Origin of the sequence: Halanaerobium sp. DL-01 (assembly GCF_003338615.1) — a bacterium.
GTDB lineage: Bacteria > Bacillota > Halanaerobiia > Halanaerobiales > Halanaerobiaceae > QPJE01.
In genome coordinates, this window is record NZ_QPJN01000006.1 from 1 (window position 1) to 13,171 (window position 13,171).

14 protein-coding genes are annotated in these 13,171 nt (G+C 31.4%); 2 read left to right on the top strand and 12 right to left on the bottom strand.

The features are described 5' to 3' along the window. Window positions 1–150 precede the first annotated feature (150 nt). The 7 genes from DER71_RS03255 to cysD all read right to left on the bottom strand — a co-directional run bounded on the left by DER71_RS03255 (window position 151) and on the right by cysD (window position 5,593). Complete coding sequence (locus DER71_RS03255) at window positions 151–852, bottom strand: HIRAN domain-containing protein (RefSeq protein ID WP_114474276.1); 702 nt, start codon at window positions 850–852, stop codon at window positions 151–153. A gap of 2 nt (window positions 853–854) precedes the next feature. Continuing rightward, entirely contained in the window at window positions 855–1,664 is an 810-nt protein-coding gene (locus DER71_RS03260) for a HipA domain-containing protein (RefSeq protein WP_114474277.1), read from the bottom strand. Window positions 1,665–1,730: 66 nt separating this feature from the next. Then, window positions 1,731–1,919 carry a hypothetical protein gene (locus tag DER71_RS03265; protein ID WP_114474278.1) on the bottom strand — a complete coding sequence of 63 codons (189 nt, stop codon included), beginning with the start codon at window positions 1,917–1,919 and terminating at the stop codon, window positions 1,731–1,733. 39 nt (window positions 1,920–1,958) lie between these two features. Then, a complete protein-coding gene (locus DER71_RS03270; RefSeq protein WP_114474279.1) occupies window positions 1,959–2,192 on the bottom strand; it encodes a hypothetical protein in 234 nt (77 codons plus the stop codon). A gap of 108 nt (window positions 2,193–2,300) precedes the next feature. Further along, entirely contained in the window at window positions 2,301–2,894 is a 594-nt protein-coding gene (cysC, locus tag DER71_RS03275; protein ID WP_114474280.1) for an adenylyl-sulfate kinase, read from the bottom strand. Further along, window positions 2,888–4,690 (bottom strand): GTP-binding protein, encoded by a 1,803-nt coding sequence (locus DER71_RS03280; RefSeq protein WP_114474329.1) that lies wholly within the window; start codon window positions 4,688–4,690, stop codon window positions 2,888–2,890. Before DER71_RS03280 ends, cysC begins: the two co-directional genes overlap by 7 nt. 21 nt (window positions 4,691–4,711) lie before the next feature. Then, window positions 4,712–5,593, bottom strand: coding sequence for a sulfate adenylyltransferase subunit CysD (gene cysD / locus DER71_RS03285; RefSeq protein ID WP_114474281.1), 882 nt, complete (start codon window positions 5,591–5,593; stop codon window positions 4,712–4,714). 355 nt (window positions 5,594–5,948) lie between these two features. Here cysD and DER71_RS03290 point away from each other — a divergent pair, with 355 nt between their 5' ends. Further along, window positions 5,949–6,365: an Rrf2 family transcriptional regulator gene (locus tag DER71_RS03290; RefSeq protein ID WP_114474282.1), complete on the top strand. Its 417-nt coding sequence runs from the start codon at window positions 5,949–5,951 to the stop codon at window positions 6,363–6,365. Window positions 6,366–6,442: 77 nt separating this feature from the next. Beyond that, window positions 6,443–8,368, top strand: coding sequence for an SLC13 family permease (locus tag DER71_RS03295; protein WP_233487365.1), 1,926 nt, complete (start codon window positions 6,443–6,445; stop codon window positions 8,366–8,368). Between the two features lie 57 nt (window positions 8,369–8,425). On the opposite strand, the gene DER71_RS11910 is transcribed toward DER71_RS03295, so the two are convergent. The 5 genes from DER71_RS11910 to DER71_RS03315 all read right to left on the bottom strand — a co-directional run bounded on the left by DER71_RS11910 (window position 8,426) and on the right by DER71_RS03315 (window position 13,078). Then, window positions 8,426–8,590 (bottom strand): hypothetical protein, encoded by a 165-nt coding sequence (locus DER71_RS11910; RefSeq protein WP_158531784.1) that lies wholly within the window; start codon window positions 8,588–8,590, stop codon window positions 8,426–8,428. Window positions 8,591–8,649: 59 nt separating this feature from the next. Next, window positions 8,650–9,573: a hypothetical protein gene (locus tag DER71_RS03300; RefSeq protein ID WP_114474284.1), complete on the bottom strand. Its 924-nt coding sequence runs from the start codon at window positions 9,571–9,573 to the stop codon at window positions 8,650–8,652. Further along, the gene (locus tag DER71_RS03305) at window positions 9,560–10,696 is read right to left on the bottom strand and encodes a hypothetical protein (protein ID WP_114474285.1); all 1,137 of its coding nucleotides are present in this window, start codon (window positions 10,694–10,696) and stop codon (window positions 9,560–9,562) included. The genes DER71_RS03300 and DER71_RS03305 overlap by 14 nt, the downstream gene beginning before the upstream one ends. Window positions 10,697–11,406: 710 nt before the next feature. Further along, window positions 11,407–11,955 (bottom strand): hypothetical protein, encoded by a 549-nt coding sequence (locus DER71_RS03310; RefSeq protein ID WP_114474286.1) that lies wholly within the window; start codon window positions 11,953–11,955, stop codon window positions 11,407–11,409. Then, complete coding sequence (locus DER71_RS03315) at window positions 11,936–13,078, bottom strand: ImmA/IrrE family metallo-endopeptidase (RefSeq protein ID WP_114474287.1); 1,143 nt, start codon at window positions 13,076–13,078, stop codon at window positions 11,936–11,938. Before DER71_RS03315 ends, DER71_RS03310 begins: the two co-directional genes overlap by 20 nt. Window positions 13,079–13,171: the final 93 nt, after the last annotated feature.

Here is a 13,171-nt window from a genome sequence, read left to right on the forward strand (position 1 = left end):
TAATACCCTTATATACCCTGTTTCTGGGGTAAAGAAAAATTATCACCCTCTGTACTTACTGTTATTAAAAGCCTCATTTGCTTCGCAATTTACTCTAAAAATAACCGCTACAAATTAAAGTAGCGGATTCATTAATTCATATTATATTTTCTAAGCAATAGAAAATTTGGTCTCTTCCACCTTTGGCTTAACCATCTTACCTCTAAATCTAATTTCTAAAATTTGATAAGGCCCAGCTTTAGGATTAACCTCATCAATTACAGCATCATATTCTCCATCTTCTACCAGCTTATCAATATACCTACTGTAAACAGCTGGAACATAACCAAGTTTGTACTCTTTATCTTTAGTCCAGATTTCAATTGCATGCATATCATAAATATTATCTTCTTCAATTTCTAAATGAAGTTCCTGTCCAGATTCTAAGCTTTCTAAAGCTTTATCTCCATCATAATGTCTCCAACCTGCAATATTGAATTTAACTGTTCTACATTTCTTCTCTTCATCAATAGGCTCCATAAATTCTAATGTATCTGTACTCAGTCTTCCTCCAGTTCTTTTCAGTGCTTCAAATGGCTTGTTTTTTCTATCTTTACCATTTAATCTATTAAGAAATGGAGCAAATAATTTGTCAGAAGTATATTTTTGATCAATATCTTCAAAAATCTTAATCGGCTTATATCCCATCTGAAGTGCATATTCAATACTGCCATGTTCATTCTCATCTTCTCTAATATATTTAAAATGAAATAACCCATTTTCTTTCCACAGCCTACCAATTACAATTCTTTCTCTAGTATCTGGATCCTTCCAAACAACTAGAAGTTCATTTTTGTGTTTAGCAATTACCATAATCAATCACCTTCCTTCTCAACTAAATCTAACATCCAGCTTCTGCGTTCCATTAATATCTTAAGAACTAATTTCTTTTGGTTTTCACTCATAAAATTTTCAGGTACTTTAAAAACAATCTCTCGAATAATATCTTCTTTCAGTAATTTTAATTTAGTAATAAAATCTTTATATATATCCGAATAGCTCTGATTTAAATAGTAGAGCATATCATACTGTGTAATTTTTTCATCACCGTTTAGTCTAATACAAGATTTGCATTTTCTTAAATAGGATCTAAAAAAGTTATCATCCTTAAGAAGCTTCTCAACATGATGTGGTAATCTTTCTCTTGCTAAAGAAGAGGCATTATCATAAATTGGGGCTAATTTTGGGGTGATATCATTTTTTTCAGAAACTATTATTCCCCAATTTTCTTCATGTCTGTCAGTTTGACCAATAAACCCATCAAATAATAATATTTCAATAAGCTCTTCAATTAAATCATATTCTTTTAGATCACTCAAAATATTATTTAGAGTATAATTTTGTCTATTAGCCTCAGTAATTTCATAGCTCATTAGGTCTACGCCTTCTTTTAAGATTTCATCCTTATTTAAAAACCTATAACTAATACAACCATGACTGTTGTTATAAAGAGCTAAATCAATTTTTGGAACTTTTAAATTTAATTCTTTCCCTATTTCTGAGACAATTTTTTCTGCCCAATGACCTCCACCATACCAATCATAATGTTCATTATATTTTGGCATTTTAAATAAAGCTCTATTTCGTGATTCTGTGTCACGAAGCCAATAAGAATTACATAACAATATCTTTTTCCTTAATTCATAAACAGGGTCAAGTCCCTCAACTGTATCTTTTAAATCATTTCTATTTTAAATTAATTCTTTAAAAGAATCATTCTTATTTCTTAAATTCGAACTAACATTTTCAATTTCAAATTTTAGATCGCCTTTTTCTTCTAAAATAATTGAACTGCGAGTTAAATCAATATTTTTTAAAAATATTTCATCTATTTTAATTGAATCAATAAATTTGGAGTATTTCTCTTTATTATCTCCCATTATATATCTCCTTTCTAAAACAAACTTATATAAATATTATTATGCAGCAGCCCGCTCTACTCCATTTATTAAATTATCAGGAAGATTTAAAGACCATTTTTCTTTATTTTTACTTTTATTGTAAGTTTTAAATGAATTATTCTCTTTTACTTTGACCTTTTCAAATGTTTCTTTTTCAAAATCTATATAGTTATCCTCATTCTCATCTTCTTTTAAATATAAACCTTCTTTTGGGAATTTATTCTCTAAATACTCACTAACTAATTTAAACATTGTAAAATATTGATTATATTTTTCTTCACTTTCATCATCAATACTGCGAACATTGTCAAAGCGAGGAAGGCATACTCAGATTTCTTTGATAAATTCATTAATCTATCATTAATCTACAAGCTCCTTATTTATCATTTCAATTACTTTTTGGGCTGACTGCTCAATAGTCAGCTTTTTTGTATCTATAATAAGATCAGGGTTTTCAGGCTCTTCATATGGTGCTGAAATCCCTGTAAAATTATCTATTTCTCCTCTTTGAACTTTCTCATAAAGTCCTTTAGGATCTCTCCTGGCACATGTCTCAACATCTGCTTTAACATAGACCTCTTTAAAATTATCTTCACCAGCTGCTTTTTTTGCATGTTCTCTCCCCTTCTTGTAAGGAGATATAAAGGAAACAAGAGTTATCAAGCCTGCATCAGCAAATAATGCAGCCACTTCTCCTATTCTCCTTATGTTTTCAGTTCTATCCTCAGGAGAAAATCCCAGATCCTTATTTAAGCCATACCTTATATTATCTCCATCCAGTCTATAAACTGTTCTGCCCTTCTGAAATAGGAGTTTCTCAACTTCTACTGCTATTGTTGATTTACCTGAACCTGAAAGTCCGGTAAACCAGATTACCATTCCTTTTTGTTTAAGCTTTTCTTCTCTTGCTTTTTTATCGATTTTACCTTTATGCCAGCTTATATTATCTACCATGGTCTAAAGATAATCCCCCTATCCTGAAGTAAAGCTTTTATTTTTGCCGATACTTCTTTTTCAGAAGTAAATTCTGGAATATGAAGATCATAATCTATATCTGTAGTAACGTTTTCTCCCAGCCAGACTGTTTCTATCTGCTGTGGGTTAACGGTTGTTTTTATAATTTCTAAATCACTCTGGGTCAGTTCTACTGCAGTCACTATCAGAATAGCTCCTGCATCCAGCATAAGGTGTGATACCTCAGCCAGCCTGCGCAGATGTTCTTCTTTATGATTGTCTGTTCCATTTTTGATATCTGCATCAACACCATACAGCAGGTTACCTATACCCATAAAATAGACTATTTTGCCGTCATCAAAAAGCCTTTTTTCCAAAGCTTTAGCTGTTGGTTTTTTGCCTACATCTTCTTCTCCTGTAATAAGGATCAGTGTTGATTTTTGATTATATTTTTCAGCCCTTTCTTCTCTGCTAATTATGCTCTGTTCCCATTTGTAATTTCTTCTTATTACCTTTTCTCTAAGCCAGCTCTGTTCATCTTCTAAAGCATCTGAAACAATTCCTCCACCTGCTATTTCAAAATCATCTACAATAACAAATCGGCTTGTCTCTTCTATTTCTCCTGCCCTATCAAATGCAATTGCTTTTTCCAGTTTAAAAATAACTTCTGCCACATCATGGCGCTCAATCTTTTCTTTTTCTTCATCCTGAGCTAGATTTGATGCATCTATTACTCTATTTATTTTTTCTAATCTTGCTTTTGCTCTAGCTGTACCAAGCTTTAGTTCATATACTTTATCTTTGGTCAGCGGTTCTTTACCAAGCCAGAAAAGATTCGCTTTTATTCTTGCTGATGATTTAGGTTCTATTTCATCTTCCCTTACAGCAACTTCTCCCCTTGTAATATATATCTGTTCTTCCAGAGTAAATCCAGCTGCTTTTCCTACTTTAATCTTATGTTTTTTATCTTCATTAAATACTTCTATTGTTTTAACTCTGCTTCTTTTGCCAGATGGATAAAATACTACTTCATCACCAACATTTAGTTCACCAGAAGCAACTGTCCCGGCTACTATTCTTCTCTTATCTCCACCTTTGGTAAATTTATATACATCCTGTACCGGCATCCTAAAAGGTTTATTATGTGGTAGTTCTTCATTTTCGAATTTATCCAGCAGCTTAAGTACTGTTTTGCCTTTATACCAGTCCATATTATCTGAAAGCTCAGCTACATTATCTCCCATCATACCACTAACAGGAATAAAGTCCATTGGTTCTATACCTATCTGATCTAAGAAATCAGTATATTCATCCACTATTTTATTATATCTTTCTTCATCATAATCTACTAAGTCCATCTTATTTACAATGACTGCTATCTGCTTGATACCCAGCATGGAAAGCATATATCCATGGCGGCGGGAGTTTTCCTGTACTCCTTCTTCTGCATCTATTACAAGTAAAGCTGCTTCTGCTCTTGATGCTCCTGTTACCATATTCTTTAAAAATTCTATATGTCCAGGTGCATCTAAAATTATATACTGCCTAAAGTCTGTCTGAAAAAATACTCTTGCTGAATCTATAGTTATACCCTGTGCCTGTTCATCTTTTAGGGCATCGAGTAAAAATGCGTATTCAAATGGTTTTGAGTTTTTACGGCAGGTTTCTTTTACCTGTTCCAGTTTACCTTCTGGTAAAGAGTCTGTATCAGCCAGCATCCTGCCTATAATGGTACTCTTGCCGTGATCAACATGGCCTGCAATTACAAGTTTTAAATCCTGTTCTTCTTTATTTATTTTATTCACTTTATGTACCCCCTACATATATCCATCTTTACGCAGTTCTTCTAAACCGCCACCATCTTCTTTATCCTGTTCTCTGCCTGCTCTTTCTGCAATATTAGAAAATTTACCGGTTTTTAATTCTTTTATTATCTCCTGATTTGTACTGGCAGTAGATTCTACAGGTTTTGTACAGGGAGCACAGCCTAAAGAACGATAACGCCTCCCATCTCCCTGATCATAATAGAGGGAGACCATTGGTATCTGTTCTCTTTCTATATATTCCCAAACATCAAGTTCTGTCCAGTCTAAAAGTGGATGGATTCGCACATGGGTACCTGGAGCAAAATCCGTTTTATATTGATCCCAAAATTCAGGAGGTTGATCTCCTATATCCCAGTCATTATTTATGTCACGAGGTGAAAAATATCTTTCTTTTGAGCGTGAGCCTTCTTCATCAGCCCTGGCACCTACTATTACTCCCGTATATGCTTCTCTATTGTCATCCAACTCATATTTTCCCTTATTGTGATTAAAGCGATATCTTCTCCAGCTGCCGTTTAGAGTATTTTTTAAAGCATCTGTTTTTAATCTTTTACAGCATTCTAAATGAGTTGCATTACCATCTGGAAAAGTATCTTTGTTTTTAAGTGCTTTTTCATTTTGGCCGTAGATCATATCCAGTTCCCATTCTTTAGCCAGCCTATCTCTGTGTTCTATCATTTCCGGTATTTTATAGCTGGTGTCTATATGGACTAATGGTAGTGGCACATGCCCAAAAAATGCTTTTCTGGCAAGCCAGAGCATTACTGTACTGTCTTTACCAATAGACCACAGCATACACAGATTATTAAATTCACTGTATGCTTCTCGTAATATGTGAATACTTCTGTTTTCAAGTTTATCTAAGTGATCCAAAGTCTAATCCCTCCATAATTGTTATTTTAGTTTACGATACTTAGTCTTCCACAAAGCCATTGTAACGCCCCCTAAGAGTATTGGACAGATACCAATTCAACATACAAAATAACCTCTCCCGGCAAGAATTTAAATACAGGTCTATTATACTTGATATACAGGAAAGATTCAATTTAAACAACAAAATGTCAGAAATAGTAATTAAAAATGGTTCCTAAATTAGCTGAGCAAATATCTTTTTATTTTTCAAGATAAATTATATAAATTAATTCCCGCGGTAATTTGATTAAATAATAAAAATGTGATAATTTAAAAAGAAAGGTTTAGAAATTAAATATACAATTAGGAGGTTCTCATGAAATTATCTAAAAAAAGTGAATATGCTTGTTTGGCATTAGTCGATATTACTCAAAATGCTCAAGTTAAACCTAATCAATTAGCAAAAATGGATGGAATAGCAAAACGCAAAAATATTCCGAAAAAATTTTTAGAACAGATATTATTAAGTTTAAAGGGTGCAGGATATGTGAAAAGCAAACGAGGAGTTGGCGGAGGTTATAAGTTAGCCAAATCACCATCTGAAATCAATTTAGCTGAAGTTATTAGATTATTTGATGGAGCACTGGCTCCAGTGGAATCAGCTAGTGAACATTTTTATGAAAAAACTCCAATTGAAAAAAATGAAAAATTGTTATCCATCTTCAAAGAAATTCGCGATTATGCTGCTGATATATTAGAAAATACTACCCTGGCTGATTTAGTCGAGAAATAAAAGAATAGCTATTTTTTTGCTCTAAACTCTACTTTGTTGATAGACAATATATACTTTTTAAAATGGAGGGATTTAAGTTGCTGGAATATAAAGAAAAAACATTTATCGTATTACTTTTAGTTTTTGCAGTATTTTTTTTTAATGCAGGGAAGGTTGAGGCGGCAAACAGTTCAGCTCAATCAAGTTTAGAAGCACCTGTTTTTAACAGTCAGGTTGCTGTAGTAATTTTTTTAATAGTTTTAGTTTTAATTTTATTTATCTGGGAACCACTTCCCGTGGGGATTATTGCGATTTCAATTCCAGTAATTCTGATAACCTTAAAAAACTGGACCGCGGTTACTGCTGAACAGGCATTATCAGGTTTTAGTAATAATGCGACCATAACTGTAATGGCTATGTTTGTAATCAGCAGAGGTATTCAAAATAGCGGTGCTGTACAAATTTTAGGCAGCAAAATAGAAGGTTTTGCTGGAGATAATAAAAAGAAACAGGTAGGAGCAATTGCTGGTCTGACCGGGGTGATTGCCAGTGCAATTAATAACACCCCTGTAGTAGCAGCTTTTATTCCAATGGTGACTAATCTGGCTCGACGGACAAAGGTCTCTCCCTCAAAATTATTAATTCCTCTTTCCTATTCCGCAATGCTTGGGGGTACAATAACCTTATTTGGAACTTCAACTAATATTTTAGGCAGTGAAGTTTCGGCAAGATTAATCAACCATCCTTTTGGTGTATTTGAATTTACTAAATTGGGTATTATAGCTTTTTTAGTTGGTTTTTTATACTTAATTACAATCGGCTATTACTTAACTCCTGAACACATCACCTATGAAGACAAAGACCTGATAGAAGGCTATGAAATGAATAAATTTTTAACTGAGGTCGAGATTAAAAAAGATTCTCCTTTATTAGGTAAAAGTATTGGTGAAGTTTTCAAGGAAATAGAACCTGACTTAGATATTATACAGATGACAAGAAAAAATGAACAGTTTATGGAGCCGTTAAATGTTAAGACCATCAGAACGGGGGATCATTTAGTAATAAGAGCTACTAGAGAGACTTTATTAGATTTTATAGAAACTAAAGGAATCCAATTACTGCCGGATAGTCAAATTAGTCAGAGTCAATTAGAAGATTCGGTTCAGGGTCAGAAGGTTATAGAATTGATTGTCTCTGATAATTCATTTGTTGAGGGAAAAACAATTAAAGATGTTAATTTTCTTGAACGCTATAATGCCAGTTTATTAGCAGTTAGACATGGAGAGAAAATAAGATATAATGATTTAAAAAATTTTACTCTTAGATCAGGAGATGTATTACTTCTTTTAGTATCAAAATTAACTTTAGGTCGATTAGAAAACAATAAAAATTTCATTGTTGAAGAAAATATTTCTGAAGCACCAAACTATGATATTAGAGATATTGGGCTTGGTATCGGGATTATAGGAATTGTAATTGCCTTAGCTTCATTAAATATTGTTGCGATTTCCATTGCTACTTTAGGAGGAGTTGTGGCTATGGCAGCAGTAGGTTTAGTAGACCCTAGAGAGATTTATGAAGCAATTAACTGGGAAGTTTTCTTCTTACTGGCAGGATTAATTCCTTTAGGAGTGGCAATTGAACAGACTGGTACGGCAAAATTTATAGCACACCAATTATTGAAGGCAACAGATATATTTCCGCCACTGATAATTCTAAGCCTTTTTTACTTATTTACTGCAGTTTTAACCAGTGTAATTAGTAATAATGCCAGTGTAGTACTGATGATTCCTGTTGCTGTAGGAGCAGCCAATCAAATGGGAGCTAATCCTTTTTCCTTTATTCTGGCAGTAACTTTTGCCTCCAGCTCAGCTTTTTTAAGTCCAATCGGATATCAGACAAATTTAATGGTCTATGGTCCCGGAGGCTATAAATTTAAAGATTTTATTGTTATAGGTACCCCATTATTGATTTTATTATCTATCATTATCCCATTTTTTATCTCTGTATTCTGGGGAATATAAATAGCTGTTGGGTTAACTGTTATTTTGATCAGCTCTAAATCAGACTGGGGAAGTAGACTACCTTACCATCATTGAATAACCTTTTCTCTGATCACGCTCTGCAATATTGGAAAACTTACCTGTTTTTAGCTCATCTACTGCCTCTTTAACTGTGGAGGCGGTAGAGTCAACTGTCTCCGTAATTATTAGTAATATTAAAGAATATAATATCCTGTTCTGCAAGAACATTATCCAGCTGGTCAAAACGGCTGACAAGCGTTTCCAAAATTTTAGCTTAATTATTAATTATCAAAAATGCTCATTTGTCCTTCAGCTGTATTTGCTTTATCACTAATCAAATTTCTTAAGGCATTTAATTGGTTATAATTAGGTTCTGTCAAATTATCGTCTATTTTCCAATATTTCTGTTCATTTTTCCAACTGAAATATTCCGGTTTTTTATCTTTTAATTTTCTCATTACTCTTTTTAGTTTATTTTTTACAGCACGTTTAGTTTCACTACCGATTAGGTTTTCAATCCCAGGATATGGAGAAAGTAAATCATTTGTTAGCTCTTCTAAGGTGAATTCTAATTTATCTTCTAAAATATAAGAGATAATATTTTGAACTGCAGCTGGAATCAGTTCTTTAACAGTACTATGCTGATCGAAATTTATAAAATGAGGTATTCTATTTTTTGGTATTTTTATAATACTTTTTGTAAGCAAATTAATTTTTTCATCATTAAATTCATTAAGCTCTAAAGATAGAAAACTATTATCTTTGTCATATTTTAATACTGCAAAATTATAATTCCCTTTTATACTTTTTATTAAGTTATCATAAGCTCCAATTCTTTCATCTTCAACATAAGTATCCTGATAACATAAATAAGAAATATCAAATCCTTTTTCAAGATAAATATTTTGAAAACCGACATTATTTATTAAATCTCGATTTTCAATATCAGCATAATTTTTAAGTTGTTCTTCTTCAGCGTTTTTACCAGATTTTGCCTCAAAAATAATCAGAAAACCTCTCTGACTTGCAATGATCAGATCTGGTTTTACAGTATTCCCCTTTTTATTTACAAAAGATTGTTCTAAAGCTTTAACTTCATAATCCAAATCATAAAATGGATGGGGAAAACCTGCTCTGGGAAAAGTAAGTCCAATAATTATATTAACTAATTCTTTTTCATCTCTATAATCATCAGAATAACTCATCATCCTTACCTCCCCAGACTTTTATTTGAGAATCTAAATACTGCTGAATATTACAGACAAGTCTCGCTATTGTATTCCCACAATTTTTTTTTGATAGATAAATTGAAATAAAGTCCTTAGTTATTTCAAAATTAATTTTATTTCCCTGATTGCCATTATGAAGATCTACAGCAAGCACTTTATAATAACCATCATCAATTTTATCTGCGTAACCCCAGAGTTTAAAAGGCTTTTTATTAGAAAAGATTGCCTTAATTATATATTCTGCTGACAAATCATCTCTTTTAAATTCAATATTAATGGGAAGCCCCATTAATTTATTGTTTTCAATGCTAATAGAATAATTCTTTTCAATATTATAAACCAACTCTTTATAATCAGTATAAAGTTTATTAACCAGCCATAAATGACGATTAAAACTTTTTCCTCTAGTTGAAAATTTACCGTCATAACGCAAATCATCGATTATTCTGCTTGAAACATCCTGCTTTTCCTGACTTAATAAGCTCAAATGAGAAATTCCGGTAGTATATGAGAATTGCTCATCAGAAGACAGTAAATTTATCAAACCTTTTACTTTAGTTTCTGAAGAATTATTTATTTTTAAATTTAATTTTTCACTATTTTCTTCTGTTTTTTCCATATCAATTTTATCATGATTGATTGAAATTCCTCGCCAGGTAGTATAATCCTCTGTGGATTCCATCAATTTTTTGCTAAGCCATACATTATCAAAATTAGGAACATTTTTTAATAAACGATCTATATTGGTATCTGTAGCTTTTGATCGTTCCGAGCTATGGAGCATAAAAAATCTTTTATCATTTTCTGCATCCAGAAAAAACTCTGTCTCATCAAATAATAATTTATATAGATATTCTTCTTCAGTTTCTTTTAGCTGCACTTTATATTCCATGTCTTTGTCTTTTGTTTTCTTTTTAAAAAATCGCAAAAAATCATCATGAGAGGGATTATCAGTTTGGTTAATATGGCCTTCAATTAAATATGTCTTAACTAAATTTTGATTGAAGTTTTGTTCCTGTTCTTCTTTCCGACTAACATAAACACTATTCATTATATCATTAAAATTATTATATAATTCACGACGATTTTTAACCTCCATATAACCCCTCCTTTTATCCGCTACGTTACGTCAACAAAACAAAACTATATTATTAGAATAAATTTATCAGATTAATTTTTTGAAATAATTTATTCAGTAAGTATATTATAATACGAATGTTTGGCACAATCAAGAAAATGGAATTCCACCTTCAATTTAAAAACTTCCTGCCGTTAATTAAGACTAAGGCTTTTAGCAGATCATAAACTGCATAAAGAGTAGAAAAAAGAAGCAGCATCGAGAAAAAATTTATTATTTTACCACTGATAAGATTCTCAGATTTAGACAATTCTAAAAAAGAGAACTTTATTTTTTTACAGCTAATCATTATAAATGACAGTATCAGGCTAAAGAAAACATAAATAAGATCTTCTCTGCTTTCTTTATAAATTTATTCAGTCTTTTTGTAGCTCTTTTTAACATTTCCTCAAATTTCAAGATAATTGTATTTCAGCCTGAAAGCCTCAACAATTGCCATCTTTTGGCTGAATTGATTACTTAAAATAATATCTCGAGAGCCCACACCTATTTGTTGTATAATAAAATTACCGGGAATTGCAAAGTAGTATTCCCGAAAGTTGCAAACTAAAATTCCCTATTATTACTCAAAAACTCAATTCAACACAGGGAGCATTTTATTGAATTAAAACAAAAAACTCCCATCAGAATTTTAATGCTCCAGTGGGAGTAGTAATCTCATCATTTCTGTATCAAATTTTATAATAAGTATATATTTCACTCTTTAAATAATTAGACAGATAACAGCTTGAATCTTCTGAAAATAGAAATTCTAAACAATCTTTAAGCTGACTAAATTCCATAATTTCATTTTCATAAGCAGAAATGATTATTCCAAGAGTGCCAGTAACTTTGATATTATACTTTTTACAGATGTCTCTAACTGGCTTATCATTACTTACTGCCAAAAGATCATCTTCACCAGCAATGGCAATAACAATTCTGTCATATTCAGATAATCTTTTAGCTATATTATCTTCTGAATCTCCAAGCTCAATAAAAATACTATATCCCAATTCACTCTCTATTGTTCCTTCAATAAATTTCAAGCTTCCTAAATCATCATAAATGTTTTCATCTTCTAAAACAGGTGTTGGAATTTTTACTTTTTCAAATAACTGATTTAAAATAGAGATATAGTCGAAGCTTAAGGCTGCTGTTATCTCCATAAAATCAGTTAGGATATTATTATCGACTACTATAGTTTCTCCTTTGTAGTTTTTAAGCCGTTCTGTATTCATAATTCTTCCATTTTTTAGCTAGTTTTCTCATTTCTAAAACTGAAATATTTAATACTTCTGCAGCCTTGTTAATAGTTATTTTTTCTTTGATAACCAATTTTCTAACCAGAGCAAATAGCTTTTCATTTTTTCTTATATAATCTCTTGGTTCTGGTTCTTTTTTGTCATATCCAGCCTCCTTGAGTTTTTTGAATAAAGCACCTAATATTTTACCATCTATATAGCCATATTTATTTAAAGTCATGATCAGAGATTTTGCACTAACACCAAATTCTTTCTTCTTCTCAATAATCAGGTCCAGGTCAATATAACCATCAAAATAATAATCATAATTTTTTAAAACTTTAGCAGGCACTAAAAATGCCATCGCAAAATGATCTGCTGCTTTTTCTCTTATATCCTTTATCCGGGTGTTAGCATATTTTAACTCATTAATATCTTTGCTGTATTGATCACGGTGAAGAATTAAGTGTCCTAATTCATGGACTGCAGAAAAGATTTTTCTTTCTTCGGGAATATCTCTGCTGTCATTAATAAAAATATAGGCACCTTTATCTTCAGAATAAGCAGAAACAGCATCTAAATTAGCATCTTTTATTTCCTGAGCAATTACATTAATATTATTTTCTTCAAAAAGAGTAAAGATATTGATATTTAATGCATCATCTACCCACATATATCTTCTCTGTTTTTCTGCAATTTTTTCTATGGCAGTTTTTTCTTTTTTATTTAATTCATTACCTTCGATTTTTAATTTATATTCTTCTGGTAAATAATCTTTTACTGGGTCATCACTCAGTTCTATAATTTCATGATATAATTTAAATTTCTTTGCAATTTTATTTTTTAATTTGTCATCAAAATTATTTTCTGGATCATCGGCTCTAAACATAAATGATATTTTTTCTCTTTTTGTTTTTTCGCTTAAAAAGAAATCAATTTCTTTATCAAAATATCTGGCTAATTTATATAATTTGCCGCTGTCCATTACTCTTTCTCCATCTAAATACTTTGCAAAAGTCTGTCTAGTAACCCCTATGATCTCTCCCATTTCAGTCTGGTTAAGGTTGAATTCATCCTGCAGCTCTTTTAAATTTTTAGCTATTACTTCTGCCACTTTCATAATGGCACCTCCTTATATGTTAAATTAATATAACTTATATTAAGATATTAAAAAATATATTTGTTATACTATATTAACATTATAACACTAAAT